Origin of the sequence: Corynebacterium bovis DSM 20582 = CIP 54.80 (assembly GCF_030408615.1) — a bacterium.
GTDB lineage: Bacteria > Actinomycetota > Actinomycetes > Mycobacteriales > Mycobacteriaceae > Corynebacterium > Corynebacterium bovis.
In genome coordinates this window covers 1711730-1725684 of record NZ_CP047187.1, presented here as the reverse complement: position 1 = coordinate 1725684, position 13955 = coordinate 1711730, and the positions used below count along the sequence as shown (strand labels likewise).

The following is a 13955-nucleotide window of genomic DNA, read 5'->3' as shown; positions in this document are numbered from 1 at the left end:
CGGCGCGCACCGGGCGCACGACCGGCTGATCCGGCGGCACCGGCACGCACCGGGCGCTCGACCCGGAACACCCCACCCGACAGACACGACACGACCGAAAGGACCTGACCATGACCCACCCCATGACGGGACACCCCCTGCACAGGAAGGGGGAGCACCGTGGACCCGACGACGTCCCCGACGTACAACCTGCTGGATGAACCGTGGATCCAGGTCGTCACCGAGGACGGTGCGACCGCGGAGGTGTCCCTCACCGACGTCCTGAAGAACGCCGGGCGCTACCGTGCGCTCGCCAGCGACCTGGCGACGATGAACTTCGCGGTCCTGCGCGTCCTCCTCGCGGTGCTCTACCGCGCCTGGGACGACGCCCGGTGGCGGAACGTCGACGACGCCCTCGACCACTGGGACGAGAAGTGGACCGCAGCGTCGTTGTGGGACGACGACGTCGAACGGTACCTCGACACCGTGCGCGGGCGGTTCGACCTCCGCCACCCGGAGACGCCGTTCATGCAGGTCGCCGACCTGCACACCGCGAAAGGCTACCACAAGCCGGTGAGCCTCATGATCCCCGACGTCGGCGGGATGTTCTCGCTGCGGACCGACGTCACCCGGATCAGCGCCGCCGAGGCCGCACGGTGCCTCATCCACTGCTCTGCCTACGACTACGCCGGGACCAAGACCGGAGCGGTCGGCGACACTCGCGTCAACAACGGACCTGGCTACACGAAGGGGGTCGCCGTTTGCGGCCGGTACGGCGGGACCGTCATCCACGGTGACTCGCTGCGCGAGACGCTGCTGCTCAACTACGTCCCCCACCGGGAGTCCGCGGGGACCGACGACCTGCCGGTCTGGGAGATGCCGCCGCTGACGTCGGCGGCGCGGCCCGGGGTGCTGTCCCCGGGGCCGGTGGAGCTGCTCACCTGGCCCCAGCGCCGGATCCGGCTGTTCTGGTCCACCACCGACAGCACCGACGTTGCCGCCCCGACGGTGGACGGTGTGCTCGTCTGCAACGGTGACCCGGTCGACTCCACGATGATCCACGGCTCCGAGATGATGACCCCGTGGCGGTTCAGCGACCCGCAGAAGAATGAGACGAAGGCGCTGCGGTATGTGCCGCAGACCCTCGACAAGGGGCGGGCGATGTGGCGGTCGCTCGGCGGCATCCTGCCGAACGCGGACGTCGCCACCGTCGACCAGAAGTACGCCGAGGGCGCCCCCGCGGCCGAACCCGCCCGAACCGTGGAGTGGCTCGCCAGGCTCGTGGTCGACGAGGTCATCCCCCGGGACCGCATCGTCCGGGTCGAGATGGTGTCCCCGGTGTACGGCAACAGTCAGTCGAGCTTCTCGGACGTCCTCAACGACAGCCTCACCGTCCGGTCGCCCCTGCTCGGGATCGAAGGGGAGGCGCTGCGGGCGGTCGTCCGGACCGCTGTCGACCGGACCGAAGGGGTCGCGTGGGAGCTGACGAAGTTCAGCTGCGACATCCGCACCGCCGCCGGCGGTGGCCGTCAGGGCGGCGGCGACGGCGTCCGCACTGCCGCCGGCGGTGGCCGTCAGCGCGGCGTCGACGACGTCCGCCTCCGCTTCTTCGACACCGTCGACGCCCCCTTCCGCCGGTGGCTCGCCGACATCGGCGACGGAGACGACACCCCGGCCACCGGTGACACCGGGGACGGGGAGGTCGGTGCCGCCGCTCTCGCCGAGTGGGGCGGGCGGCTCCGCAGCATCGCCTGGGACCTGGCCGACGAGATCGTGAGGGCCCAGGGGCCGCAGGTGTGGGCCGGTCGGCCCGGCCCTGACGGCACCGGCGTGATCTCCGCCGCGGTCGCCCAGAACCGGTTGAGCCGCGCTCTCCGCACGATCCTCGGCGACCCCGTCCGCACCACAGCCACCGCGGACACCGGGTCCGCGGCAACCCCAGAGACACACAGTGAAAGGAAGACCGATGACGAAGACATCGACGCCTGAGGTGCGGGCGCACACCGGCCCCGACCGTGGCGGACGGCGCCCGGGCCGCCGCGGCCTCGTCGAGGAGACCACCGCGGCGCGACTCGGCGCGCTCCGCGCCCGGCTCGAGGCCGGCACCTCCGGGGGGAGGGCGACCGCCGCCCGGCTCCGCCGGGCCGTCGCCCGCCCCGCCGGATCGGTGCCCGAGGTCTGGGAGATCACGATGGCGGACCTGCCCCCGGAGCTCGTCGGCCGCGGGGACGACCCGAGCGCGGCCGAGACCGCGGTGCACGTGGCGCTGTGCCTCTACGCGGTCCACCAGCAGTCGGCGGTCGCACCGATGCACCGCCGGGGCGTGGGCTTCGGCGAGGCGGTGCGTGACCTCGCGTACCGCAGTGGGGCCGACCTCACCACCAGCCCGGTCATCCGGCGCTTCACCGCTCTCGTCACCGCGGATTCCGTGGAGGAGATGGTGTGGCACCTACGGGGACTCGTCACCCAGATGCGCGCCGCAGGCGTGCCGCTGGACTACGCGCGCCTCGCCGGTGACCTGTACGACGTCCACGACCACGACCGTCGCGACGCGGTCCGTCGGGCCTGGGGCCGCGGGCTGTACACCTACCGCCCCGCGACCGACACCGCGACCGACACTGCCCTCGACACTGCCCCCGACACCGCGACCGGTGTGACCGTACCCGGCACCGACCCGACCACGACCCCGGCGTGACCGCCCCCGGCACCGGACCCTCCCGGGACCGACCCCACACCGCGTGAGTGTCGACGGCACCGTGCACATCCCCACACAACCCGGTCCACCCGACCACCCACCCGACCGGCCGCCACGGCCGTCCACCCACCCCACACTTCTCATGTTCACTGAAAGGAACCACCGTGAGCACCTACATCGACCTCCACGTCATCCAGCTCGTCCCGCCGTCGTGCATCAACCGTGACGACACGGGCAGCCCGAAGTCCGCCGTCTTCGGCGGCACCCGCCGGCACCGGGTGTCCAGCCAGGCCTGGAAGCGCGCGGTCCGCAACGACTTCGCACGCACATTCGACGCCTCTGAACTGGGCGAGCGGACGAAATTCGCTGCGTCCCGGATCGCCGAGCAGATCCGGGTGCTCCGGCCGGAGACGGACGAGGAGACGAGTCTCCGGCAGGCCGTTAAATCCCTGACCAAAGCCGGCATCAAGATGGACAGCAAGAAGGAGGCGACGACGAGCTACATGCTGTTCCTATCCCGCCGGGACATTTCAGCCCTCGCGGAGCTCGCCCTCCGCATCGCCGACGGGGAGAAGGTCTCGAAGAAGCAGGACCAGTCCGTCCTCCAGAAGGCCCCGCAGTCGATCGACATCGCCCTGTTCGGCCGCATGATCGCCGCCGCCCCGGAGGCCAACGTCGACGCCGCGTGCCAGGTCGCCCACGCCCTGAGCGTCCACACCGCCGCCCCGGAGTTCGACTACTTCACCGCGGTCGACGACAACGCCCCGGAGGACAACCCCGGCGCGGGCATGATCAACACCGTCGAGTTCGTCTCCTCCACGCTCTACCGGTACGCGACGATCGACGTCGACAACCTCGTCCGGAACATCGGCGACCGCGAGGCCGCCGCGCGGGCGGTCGAGGCGTTCACCCGGTCCTTCGTGGAGAGCATGCCGACGGGCAAGCAGAACACCTTCGCCAACCGGACGCGGCCCGACTTCGTGCTGATGGAGGTCCGGCAGGATCAGCCGGTGTCCCTCGTCACCGCCTTCGAGACGCCCGTCGACGCCGGCGGGGGCGCGGCCCACGCCGCGGTCCGGGTCCTCGCGCAGGCCGCGGCCGACGGGGACAACGCCTTCGGGACCCGGCCGGCGGCGTCGTCGTTCACCCTCGCCCGCGGCGAGCTCGACACCGACACCGCCGGCGTCCTCGCCGACCGGGGGTCGGTGGGGGAGACGTTCCCGGAGCTTGTCGCCCGCGCGGGTGCGGCCGTGCGCGACGCCGACGGGGAGTGACGGTCATGCCGACACTCATCCTGGCTCTCGACGGGCCGTTGCAGGCATGGGGAGCCAGCGGCCGGTTCGAGTACCGGACCACGGAACGGGCGCCGACGAAGAGCGGCGTCGTCGGCCTCCTCGCCGCGGCCCAGGGCCGGTCCCGCACGGATTCCCTCGACGACCTCCTCACCCTGTCCTTCGGTGTCCGCACCGACCAGCAGGGCCGGGTCGGCCGGGACTTCCAGACGGAGACCGACTGGCGGACCGGGAAGCGCCATCCGCTCAGCTACCGCGACTACCTGCAGGACTACAAGTTCACCGCGGTCGTCGAGGGGGAGCGTGACGTCCTGGAGGAGCTGCAGGCGGCGTTGCGCGCGCCCCGCTTCCCGCTGTTCCTCGGCCGTCGCGCCTGCCCGCCGGCCGCGCCGGTCCCGCGGGAGATCCGCGGGTCCGGCCTGGTGGAGACGCTCCGCGAGGCCCCGTGGCTCGCCGCTGAGTGGTACCGGCGCCGCCAGCCGACGCACGTCCAGCTGCCCGTGGTCCGCGACGGCGTCGCGGGGGAGGAGCCCGACACGATGGTGCGGGACGTCCCCGTCAGCTTCGATCCGCGGAACCGGCGCTACGCCCTCCGCGGGGTTGTGCACGACTGGGTGGCCGTCGAGAACCCCTCCGGGCGGAGCCCCGAGCACCATGACCCCTTCGCTGTGCTGGGAGGACTGTGAATGTACCTGTCACGATTCACCATGAACCCGCAGCGGCGGGGGTCCCGGGAACTGGTCGCGAACCCGCAGGCCCTCCACGCTGCCGTGATGGCGTGTTGGCCCGACCGTGGTCACGACGGTGACGGTCGCGTGCTGTGGCGCCTGGACCGGGTGGGGCACAACCACGAGCTGTACGTGGTGAGCCGGGATGCGCCCTCGTTCGACCACCTCCGGGAACAGGCCGGGTGGAGTGCCGAGGACACCGGGGTCGTGAGGGATTACCGGCCCCTGCTCGACCGGCTCGAGGCCGGGCAGCGGTACCGGTTCCGGCTCACCGCGAACCCGACGCACGTCGTGACCGACCCGGACGGGCGGAAACGCCGGCTCGGGCATGTCACGGCCGCGTACCAGCGGGCGTGGCTCGAGGACCGGTGTGACCGCCTGGGCGTGTCCTTCCCCCGGCTCGAGTCCGGTGAGCCGACCGTGGTCGTCACCGGGCGGGAGAAGGTGACCTTCCGGCGGGGCCGGGGCCGGGTCACCCTGCAACGGGCGACGTACGACGGTCTGCTGGAGGTCACCGATCCGGGGGCCCTGAGGACGGTCCTGTGTGAGGGACTCGGCCGGGCGAAGGCCTACGGCTGCGGCCTGGTGACGCTCGCCCCGGCCGCACCGGCCGGTCCGGGGGGGGTGATGCATGACCGGATTGCCACCGTCGACGCCGCGGCAGCTCACCCGCGCCTCTGACCGGGTCAGTTTCCTGTACCTGGAACACTGCACGATCGGCCGGGACGGTGGTGCCTTGACCGCGACCGACGATGACGGCGTTCTGCACGTCCCGGTGTCCGCACTGAGCGTGCTGCTGCTGGGGCCCGGGACGCGGCTAACCCACCAGGCGGTGGGCGTCGTCGCTGACTCAGGGTGCTCCCTGGTCTGGGTTGGTGAGCAGGGCGTGCGTTATTACGCGCACGGTCGGTCCATCGCGAGGTCGGACCGGATGCTGCGTGCACAGGCCGAGAAGGTGACGTCGTCGCGGAAGCGGTTGGACGTGGCCCTCGGATGTTCACCGGGTCTCGGCTTCGTCCACACCGGCCATGACCGGAGCTTTGTCTACGATCTCGCGGATCTCTACAAGGCGGAGGTCAGCGTCCCGGTGGCGTTCCGGACGGTGGCGGCGCTCGAACGGGAAGGCCGCACCGTGGGTGTGAACATCGGTTCGGTTACCCGTCGAGCGATGCGAGACGAGTTCCGCACGGCCGGGCTTGCGGAGACGATGTCCCGTGATCTCCGGACGCTGCTCCTCGACGATGAGGTTGACGAGTCCGACTTGTGGGCCGACGTGATTGGTCTGTGGGACGGACGTGACGAGACGGTGGCGGGCGGTGTCAATTACGCACCGGAAGACGGGGTTGACCAGGTTCCCGGCGGCCCTTCGCGACGGGAGGCTCCGTGATCACCGTGGTGTTGACGTCTCCTCCGGAGCGGGTGCGTGGTCACCTCACGCGATGGCTCTCGGAAGTGGCGACCGGAGTGTATGTCGGCAAGGTGAGTGCCAGAGTGCGGGACGAGCTGTGGCAGATGATCCAGGTGAACATGGACGGCGGTCGGGCGGTGATGACGTACCCGACCACCATCTGCGAGCAGGGGTACGCCGTGAAGGTTCACAAACCGCAGTGGGAACCGGTTGATGTCGAGGGCCTGGTCCTGTTTCGTCGGCCGGGCCGTGACCGGACGTCGCGGACCCGCGGCGATTGGTCACGGGCCTCGCGGGAGCGCGACGGCAGGACCAGACGAGCGGATGATCTGCAGTGATGGTTGGTGCTGACGTGAGGGCGCTGATCGACATTGAATGAAATCTGGCTTCTCGTGTACTAACATCCCTGGTCAGGAAGTGTGCTCCCCGCGTGAGCGGGGATGATCCCGGCTGGCACGGGTAACCACCGGTGAGAATGTCGTGCTCCCCGCGTGAGCGGGGATGATCCCGCATGGTCACCCCCCCGTGAGCTCCGAGCCGCCGTGCTCCCCGCGTGAGCGGGGATGATCCCACAGCCCCGCTCGAGTCATGGCGGACGTACGCGTGCTCCCCGCGTGAGCGGGGATGATCCGCGGCTGTGCATGACGTCAATCGCTGCGTTCATGTGCTCCCCGCGTGAGCGGGGATGATCCCATCTGGGACGTCGCCGCCCGCAGATCATTCGTGTGCTCCCCGCGTCGGCGGGGATGATCCCATGGTCGGCCAGGTGTGCGGTCTTCTGCATAGGTGCTCCCCGCGCGAGCGGGGATGATCCTGCTTCGTTGAGTGTCGGTCCGGCAGGTGCCTGGTGCTCCCCGCGTGAGCGGGGATGATCCCGTGGGCGTCCGGTCGGCACTGTCGACGACGGGGTGCTCCCCGCGTGAGCGGGGATGATCCGCAATGGCAGCGGGTAGTGAAGTCGGGGGTTGAGTGCTCCCCGCGTGAGCGGGGAGGATCCCGCGTCCGAGTGGGCGCGCCTCGACTCGGATTTGTGCTCCCCGCGCGAGCGGGGATGATCCGCGTTGGTGGTGTCCTTCCTTGAGGGTGTTGTGGTGCTCCCCGCGTGAACGGGGATGAGCCGCGGGGATGATCCGCAGGTCATCGGCGCGCTGGTCGGTGGTGTCAACGTGCTCCCCGCGCGAGCGGGGACGACCTGCGGGGAGCACCCGCGGGGATGACCCCGGGCCGCGCCGCTCCTGGCTGGTAGGGAGGACGACCCGCTAGACTGCAGACACTGGTGCTCCCCGCGCGAGCGGGGATGATCCGCGTCACGCTTGGACGACTTTGATCCGGCATGTGTGCTCCCCGCTGACGCGGGGATGATCCTCACCACCACCGCCCACCCACCTCCCGTCGTGTTCGCCCGTCCGCCGACCGCAGGTCTAAGGTGAATCCGTGGCCACGCGAACGACGACGAACAATGCCGCGCCCGGGTCAACCCGGCGCCGGCGGGGCTGGCGAGCGTTCCTCACGCCGGGCTGGGTCATCACCGCCGTCATCGTGGTGATGTTCGCCTACGTGGCGTTCACCGTCCTCGCGCCGTGGCAGCTGGGGAAGAACACCCGCACGCAGGAGAACAACCAGCGCCTGTCCGCCGCGATGGACGCCGACCCGGTGCCGGTCGAGGACGTCCTCCCCGCGGACGGCTCACCCGCCGGCGCGGACCGCGAGTGGACCCGCGTGACCCTCCAGGGCCGCTTCATCCCGGACGCCCAGGTGCTCCTGCGCAACCGCCCGGTGGACACGAGCCCCGCGTTCCAGGTCCTCACCGCGTTCCGCCTGGATTCGGGCGGCACGGTCCTCGTCAACCGGGGCTGGACGCCGCCGAGGAACGCGGCGGACGTGCCGGACATCCCCACGGCACCGACGGGGGAGCGCACCGTCGAGGGCTACGTCCGCCCCGGGGAACAGACCCCGTCGACGCCGCCGCTCCGCTCCGAGGGGGTGCAGCAGGTCTACGGCATCAGTACCGCGCAGATCGGGGACCTCGTCGCCCCCGACCTCCCCGCCGCGGGCGCAGGCGCGGGGACCCCGTCGGGCCGCCCCCTCGCCGCGGACTACGTGCAGCTGGGGGAGGGGTCCGTCGCCGATCCGCTCCACGCGATCCCGCTGCCGAAGCTGGACTCCGGCCCCTACCTGTCCTACGGCATCCAGTGGATCGCCTTCGGTGTCATGGCGCCGCTCGGCCTCGGCTACTTCGTGTGGGCGGAGATGCGCGAGCGTCGCCGCGAACGCGAGGCCCGCGACGGTGGCCCCGTCGTCGCCGTCCCCGCCGGCGGATCCGGTGACGGGGCGGGGTCGGGGGACACGGCCGGTGACGGTCACGGTCCGCACCCGGGCTCGGGGTCCGGGGCGGTCCCGGTCGGGGAAGGGACGACGCCCCCCTCCGCCGCGTCGGCCGACCCCGCCGACGCGTCACCCGAGGACGGGCACGCCGGGCACAGCCGGACCGCGGACGGCCAGCCGGGGCAGGGGAGCCCGGAGCGCGGGCGGACCGGGGACGGTCAGCGGGAACCCGACCGGGCCGGGGAGCCCGAGGAGGGGCAGGAGGACGCGGCGCGGGCGCGGGAGCGCAAGCTCGCCGAGCGGTACGGCCGCAGTCACACGCGGTTCTTCGACCGGCGCAACGCCCGCGACGAGGAACGTTTCTGACCCCGGTGCCGGCAGTCTTCGGGCCGGCCACTGCAGCAACGGCGCTCTCGGGCCGGCAGCGTCAGCGCCGGTAGCCTTCGGGCCGGCCACTGCAGCAACGGCGCGCCCCCGCGCCGGCCCGCACTCCCGTCAGCGGAGTTCCGCGCGCACCCAGTCGACGACGCCGGGCAGCGCCTCGCGGATCTCGCGTGCGACCCGGGCGAACCCGTCCGCGGAGCCGTAGTACGGGTCGTCGACATCCTCGTCCCCGTCCGGTCCGAAGGAGCGCATGAGACGGATGCGGTCTCCGTCGACCCCCATCCCGCGGAGCTCGCGGACGTGCCCGTGGGTCATGGCGAGGAACAGGTCGGCGTCCTCGTCCCGGGGGCCGAACTCCGCCGCCCGGTGCCGGCTGCCGTCGTGACCGTCGGCGGCGAGCTGCGCCACCGCGCGCGGGTCGGCGTGCTGGCCGATGTGGTAGCCGTGCGTCCCGCAGGACGTCACGCGCACGGCGTCGCCGAGCCCGGCGTCGTCGAGGGCGTCGCGGAGCATGACCTCACCCATCGGCGAGCGGCAGATGTTGCCCGTGCACACGACGCAGAGGTGCAGGGCAGGCCGGTCGGGGTCGACGCCGGTCTCCGGCGCCCGCGCGTCCTGGGTCGTCGGGTCCTGTGTCACGTGGTCTCCTCCTCGTGGTCGGGTGTCGTCTCATCGCGCGCCGCCCGGGACCGGACGGCGCCGGACCAGGTGCAGCCCGGCACGGCCGCGGGCCGCCAGGAACGGTCGCAGCCCGGCACGGCCGCCCGGAACAGTGCCGCGCCGTCAGCCCTGCGCGTCCGGCGCGGCCGGGTCCCGCAGCCAGCCGTCGACGAGCCGCCCCAGCGCCGCGGTGTCCGGCACGCTGGCCCACGCCCGGTCGTGCTCGTCCTGTGCACCGTACCCCCAGTCCACGAGGACGGTGCGGATCCCGAACTGCGCCGCCCCCTCGACGTCGTGGATGCGGTCGCCGACGAGGAGGATGTGGTCCCGGGACGTCGGGCCGCCCTCGGCGACCGTCGCGGACGGCTCCCCGAGCTGCTCCAGCGCGTGGCGGATGACCGCGGCCTTCGACCGCCGTTCGCCGTCCTCCTGGGCGGCGGCGAAGACGTCGAACCGCCCGAACAGGCCGAACTTCTCCAGCACGCGCCGGGCGGAGACCTCGGACTTCGACGTCGCGGTGGACAGCCGCACGCCGGCGTCCCGCCACCGGTCGAGCAGCCCGGCCATGCCGTCGAAGGGGGTGGCGTTGAGCCAGCCGGTCGAGGTCTGGTGGTCGAGGTAGCTGGTGAAGACCCGGTCGAGGAGCTCCCCGTCGAGGCCGATGCCCCGGAGGGTGTCCATCATGGGCGGCCCGGGGATGCCGCGGATCGTCTCCTCCGGCGGCAGGTCCACACCGTTGGCGGTGAGTCCGTGGACGAAACTCTCCCGGATGCCCGGGTAGGAGTCGATGAGCGTGCCGTCGACGTCGACGAGCAGGACAGGTGTCGGCTGTGCAGTCACACCGCCAGGTTAGGCTGGTTTCCATGAATTCTCACAGTGCCGGACCCGCGTCCGACCACGCCGCCGCCGACGCCCCCGCGCAGCCCGCCGCCGGTACCCCCGCCCGGACGGTCGCCGACGTCGTCGCGGCCCTGGAGACCGCCTACCCGCCGCAGCTCGCGGAGTCCTGGGACGCCGTCGGCCTCGTCTGCGGGGACCCGGATGCGCCGGTCCGGTCGGTCGTCGTCGCCCTCGAGTGCACCGACGAGGTCGCCGCCGCCGCTGTCGACGCCGGCGCGGACATGATCGTCGTCCACCACCCGCTCCTGCTCCGGGGCGTGACGGGCGTGCCCGCGGACCACCCGAAGGGCAGGATCGTCCACCGCCTCATCCGGGCGGGGGTGGCCCTGTTCGCCGCGCACACGAACGCGGACTCCGCCCGGCCCGGGGTGAACGACCGCCTCGCCGAGGTCCTCGGCGTGACCCCGGGGGACCCCCTGGACCCGCAGGACCCGGCGCTGTCGGATGCCCCCGTGCTCGACCGGTGGGGGTTCACCGTGCCGGTCGACGCCGCGGCCGCCGTGAAGGAGGCGGTCTTCGCGGCGGGGGCGGGGGCCGTCGGGACCTACACCGAGTGCAGCTTCGAGGTCGCGGGCACCGGCCAGTTCCGCCCGGGGGAGGGGTCGGTGCCGACGCTGGGCTCCGTCGGCGCGCTGGAGCACGTCGAGGAGCTGCGCGTGGAGTTCGTCGCCCCCCGGTCGCGGCGGCGGGGGATCCTCGCGGCGCTCCGGGCGGCGCACCCCTACGAGGAGGTGGCGTACGACGTCGTCGAGACCGTGACCGTCACCCCCGCCGGGTCCCGCGCGCACAGCACGGGCATCGGCCGCGTCGGGCCGCTCGACACCCCGATGACGCTGCGGGAGTTCACCCGTCGCGTCGCCGAGCGCCTCCCGGCGACGGTGTGGGGTGTGCGCGCCGCCGGGGACCCGGAGCGGATGATCCGCACCGTTGCGGTGGCCTCCGGGGCGGGCGACGGCTTCCTGGCCACCGTGCGCCGGATGGACGTGGACTGCCTCGTCACGTCCGACCTGCGGCACCACCCCGTCGACGAGCACCTGCGCGCCGGGGGCTGCCCGGTCGTCGACACGTCCCACTGGGCCAGCGAGTACCCCTGGTGCGCGCAGGCGGCCGACGTCGTCACCGCCGCGACGGGGGTCCCGGCCCGGGTGCTCGACATCCGGACCGACCCGTGGACCGTCCACGCCGGCGGGGAGTCCGGGAGCTGACCCGCGGGCGCCGGTGACCTGGGGCCGGGGGTCGACGGCGGCGTCCGGGGGCCGTGACGCGCGGGCACCGGTGACCGCTGTGAGAGAATGTCCCGACGAAGGCGGGCCCGTGGGGACACGGGCCCGCGGTGGCGCAGGGAGAAAGGGGGCCGGACATGACGGCCGGCGGACAGCAGCAGGGGACGACCGGTCGGGTGCCGGCCGAGGTCGCGGTCGAGTGTGACGGCGGCTCCCGGGGTAACCCCGGCACCGCCGGGGCCGGGTCGCTCGTCCTCACCGCCGACCGCCGGACGGTCCTCGCCACCTGCCACGAGTACATCCCGCGGGCGACGAACAACGTCGCCGAGTACACGGGCCTCGTCAACGCGCTCACCCTCGCCCGGGACCTCGGGGCCCGGAGGGTGCACGTGCACATGGACTCCAAGCTCGTCGTCGAGCAGATGTCCGGCCGGTGGAAGATCAAGCACCCGGACATGAAGCCGCTCGCCGCGACCGTCAAGGCCCTGGAGAAGGACTTCGACGCCGTGGACTACACGTGGGTGCCCCGCGCCGACAACGCGCGGGCCGACGCCCTGGCGAACCAGGCGATGGACACGAAGGCCTCGGGGGAGGAGCTGCCGTCCGGCGGGGACGCGGCATCCGGTGCGGACGCTCCCGCCACGTCCGGGACCGGCGGGGACGCGGCCGCCACCTCCGGCGACGCCGCCCCGTCGTGGATGGGCGACTGCGACCGGCCGACCCGCCTGCTGCTGCTCCGCCACGGCCAGACGGAGCTCTCCGCCGAGGGCCGGTTCTCCGGGCTGTCCGACCCCGCCCTCACCGCCACGGGCCGGGACCAGGCCCGTCGCGCGGCCGCGTACCTCGCCTCCCGCGGGGGGATCGACGCCGTCGTCACGTCCCCCCTCCGGCGGACCCGTGAGACCGCGGCGGCGTGCGTCGCCTCCCTCGGCCTCGACGAGGCGGCCGTGACCACGGACCGCGGCGTCGTCGAACTCGACTTCGGCGAGTGGGGGGGGCGCACCTTCGCCGAGGTCCACGAGCGGTGGGCCGACGAGCACACCGCGTGGATGACCGACCCGACCGTCCCGGCGGTCGGCGGGGAGAGCCTCAGCGACGTCGACGACCGGGTCGCCGCGGCGGTCGACGGGATCGTCGACCGCAACCCGGGCCGCACCGTGCTCGTCGTCAGCCACGTCACCCCGATCAAGGCGACGGTCCGGCGGGCGCTCGGCGCGTCGGCGGACATCTACCGCACGCTGCACCTCGACCTCGCGAGCCTGTCCGTCGTGGAGTTCTACCCCGACGGACGCAGCGTCGTCCGCCTCGTCAACGACACCCACTACCTGCGGTGACATCATGGGGACGGGACGCCGGGGACGCCCGGACGTGCAGCGGGCCGGACGCTACCTCATGGACCGGAGGTGCCGACGCACCCCGGCGATGATGGGGTTGCCGAGCGCGCCGGGGGACTACCGGCGTCTGTCCCGCGAGGAGGCGGCGTACCTCTGCGGGATGACACGGTGGGCGTACACGCGCCTGGAACAGGGCCGGAACGTCCGCTTCCCGCCCGAGGACGCCGAACGTATCGCGGACGGCCTGCGGTTCGACGCGGAGGAACGCCGGGTCCTCCTCGCCTACGTCGGCGTGGTCGCGCCGGAACCGGAACCGGGGCCGCGGCTCACCGACCGGCTCGCGTTCCAGCCGACGCACCTCGGTGAGACCGTGCGGCTGCTCGCCGCGCCGGCGGCCGTCGTCGACCACCGCCTCACCCTGCGGGCCGCGAACGAGGCCTTCGAGAAACTGCTCGACGGCGAACCCGAGACCGGGTCCGACGCGCCGAACCTCGGCCGCCTGCTCCTCGGGGCCGGCCGGTGGAACGTCCAGGGCGGCGACGGCGAGCAGATCCTCCGGGCGGTCGCGGCGGACCTCCGGTTCGCCCGCACGGTCACCCCGCGCGACGGGCGGCTCGACGAACTCATCGGCGAGCTCTCCGTCCTCGGGGACTTCCGCGAGGCGCTGGCGGACCCGACGGCGCGCCGGGGGCTCGACGGGCTGCGGCTCGCGATCATCCGCGACGGCACGCCGCGCCGCTGGATCTGCACGATGCGGGTCCTCCGCCCCGGGCTCCGGCCGGCCGACACCTCCCGGGCGCAGGGCAGCGGCGGGCGCCCGGACCGGTCCGCCGTCCCCGTCCGGTCGGGGAGGTCGGGCAAGGGGCTCCCCGACGGGGGCGACCGGGCGGACGACCTCAGCATCCTCGTGCTCCACGGGTGACCGGGCCCGCCGCCGGTCGCGCCGCCGGTTGCGCCGCCGGCTGCGCTGTCGGTTACGCTGCCGGGCGCGCCGCCGGTCGCGGGGGAGCGGGCGCGGTCGGCGCGT

At 73.1% G+C, this 13955-nt stretch carries 13 protein-coding genes and 1 CRISPR repeat array; of the genes, 11 read left to right on the top strand and 2 right to left on the bottom strand.

The window, feature by feature from the left end; all coding sequences use genetic code 11:
- The first annotated feature begins 159 nt into the window (after positions 1 to 159).
- From casA to CBOVI_RS06955, 8 genes are all read left to right on the top strand, one after another.
- On the top strand, positions 160 to 1968 hold the full coding sequence (casA, locus tag CBOVI_RS06990) for a type I-E CRISPR-associated protein Cse1/CasA (RefSeq protein WP_125186067.1): 1809 nt from the start codon (positions 160 to 162) through the stop codon (positions 1966 to 1968).
- Positions 1946 to 2674, top strand: coding sequence for a type I-E CRISPR-associated protein Cse2/CasB (casB, locus tag CBOVI_RS06985; protein WP_125186066.1), 729 nt, complete (start codon positions 1946 to 1948; stop codon positions 2672 to 2674). Before casA ends, casB begins: the two co-directional genes overlap by 23 nt.
- 164 nt (positions 2675 to 2838) lie before the next feature.
- Positions 2839 to 3948, top strand: a complete 1110-nt coding sequence (gene cas7e, locus CBOVI_RS06980) for a type I-E CRISPR-associated protein Cas7/Cse4/CasC (protein ID WP_010265695.1) — start codon at positions 2839 to 2841, stop codon at positions 3946 to 3948.
- 5 nt (positions 3949 to 3953) lie between these two features.
- The gene (gene cas5e / locus CBOVI_RS06975) at positions 3954 to 4652 is read left to right on the top strand and encodes a type I-E CRISPR-associated protein Cas5/CasD (RefSeq protein WP_029157726.1); all 699 of its coding nucleotides are present in this window, start codon (positions 3954 to 3956) and stop codon (positions 4650 to 4652) included.
- Positions 4653 to 5375, top strand: coding sequence for a type I-E CRISPR-associated protein Cas6/Cse3/CasE (cas6e, locus tag CBOVI_RS06970; RefSeq protein WP_010265699.1), 723 nt, complete (start codon positions 4653 to 4655; stop codon positions 5373 to 5375).
- A complete protein-coding gene (locus CBOVI_RS06965) occupies positions 5326 to 6081 on the top strand; it encodes a CRISPR-associated endonuclease Cas1 (protein WP_010265701.1) in 756 nt (251 codons plus the stop codon). The genes cas6e and CBOVI_RS06965 overlap by 50 nt, the downstream gene beginning before the upstream one ends.
- Positions 6078 to 6440: a type I-E CRISPR-associated endoribonuclease Cas2e gene (gene cas2e / locus CBOVI_RS06960; protein WP_010265703.1), complete on the top strand. Its 363-nt coding sequence runs from the start codon at positions 6078 to 6080 to the stop codon at positions 6438 to 6440. Before CBOVI_RS06965 ends, cas2e begins: the two co-directional genes overlap by 4 nt.
- A gap of 81 nt (positions 6441 to 6521) precedes the next feature.
- Positions 6522 to 7296: a CRISPR direct-repeat array (repeat unit 28 nt; unit sequence GTGCTCCCCGCGTGAGCGGGGATGATCC).
- Positions 7297 to 7536: 240 nt separating this feature from the next.
- Entirely contained in the window at positions 7537 to 8793 is a 1257-nt protein-coding gene (locus tag CBOVI_RS06955) for an SURF1 family cytochrome oxidase biogenesis protein (RefSeq protein ID WP_010265708.1), read from the top strand.
- A gap of 129 nt (positions 8794 to 8922) precedes the next feature.
- Here CBOVI_RS06955 and CBOVI_RS06950 read toward each other — a convergent pair whose 3' ends face one another.
- Positions 8923 to 9450, bottom strand: a complete 528-nt coding sequence (locus CBOVI_RS06950; protein ID WP_010265711.1) for a low molecular weight protein-tyrosine-phosphatase — start codon at positions 9448 to 9450, stop codon at positions 8923 to 8925.
- A 144-nt stretch (positions 9451 to 9594) separates the two neighbouring features.
- Positions 9595 to 10311, bottom strand: coding sequence for an HAD hydrolase-like protein (locus CBOVI_RS06945; protein ID WP_010265713.1), 717 nt, complete (start codon positions 10309 to 10311; stop codon positions 9595 to 9597).
- A gap of 23 nt (positions 10312 to 10334) precedes the next feature.
- On the opposite strand from CBOVI_RS06945, the gene CBOVI_RS06940 reads away from it, so the two are divergent.
- From CBOVI_RS06940 to CBOVI_RS06930, 3 genes are all read left to right on the top strand, one after another.
- Complete coding sequence (locus tag CBOVI_RS06940; RefSeq protein ID WP_010265715.1) at positions 10335 to 11576, top strand: Nif3-like dinuclear metal center hexameric protein; 1242 nt, start codon at positions 10335 to 10337, stop codon at positions 11574 to 11576.
- A 155-nt stretch (positions 11577 to 11731) separates the two neighbouring features.
- On the top strand, positions 11732 to 12928 hold the full coding sequence (locus CBOVI_RS06935; protein WP_010265719.1) for a bifunctional RNase H/acid phosphatase: 1197 nt from the start codon (positions 11732 to 11734) through the stop codon (positions 12926 to 12928).
- A gap of 34 nt (positions 12929 to 12962) precedes the next feature.
- Positions 12963 to 13850 (top strand): MmyB family transcriptional regulator, encoded by an 888-nt coding sequence (locus tag CBOVI_RS06930; protein WP_183273614.1) that lies wholly within the window; start codon positions 12963 to 12965, stop codon positions 13848 to 13850.
- Positions 13851 to 13955 lie beyond the last annotated feature (105 nt).

What these genes read in the sequence shown, in the direction of transcription:
- cas6e (WP_010265699.1), top strand. Translation starts at nt 4,653, where the DNA reads ATGTACCTGTCACGATTCACCATGAACCCGCAGCGGCGGGGGTCCCGG.
- CBOVI_RS06935 (WP_010265719.1), top strand. Translation starts at nt 11,732, where the DNA reads ATGACGGCCGGCGGACAGCAGCAGGGGACGACCGGTCGGGTGCCGGCC.
- cas5e (WP_029157726.1), top strand. Translation starts at nt 3,954, where the DNA reads ATGCCGACACTCATCCTGGCTCTCGACGGGCCGTTGCAGGCATGGGGA.
- CBOVI_RS06965 (WP_010265701.1), top strand. Translation starts at nt 5,326, where the DNA reads ATGACCGGATTGCCACCGTCGACGCCGCGGCAGCTCACCCGCGCCTCT.
- CBOVI_RS06940 (WP_010265715.1), top strand. Translation starts at nt 10,335, where the DNA reads ATGAATTCTCACAGTGCCGGACCCGCGTCCGACCACGCCGCCGCCGAC.
- casB (WP_125186066.1), top strand. Translation starts at nt 1,946, where the DNA reads ATGACGAAGACATCGACGCCTGAGGTGCGGGCGCACACCGGCCCCGAC.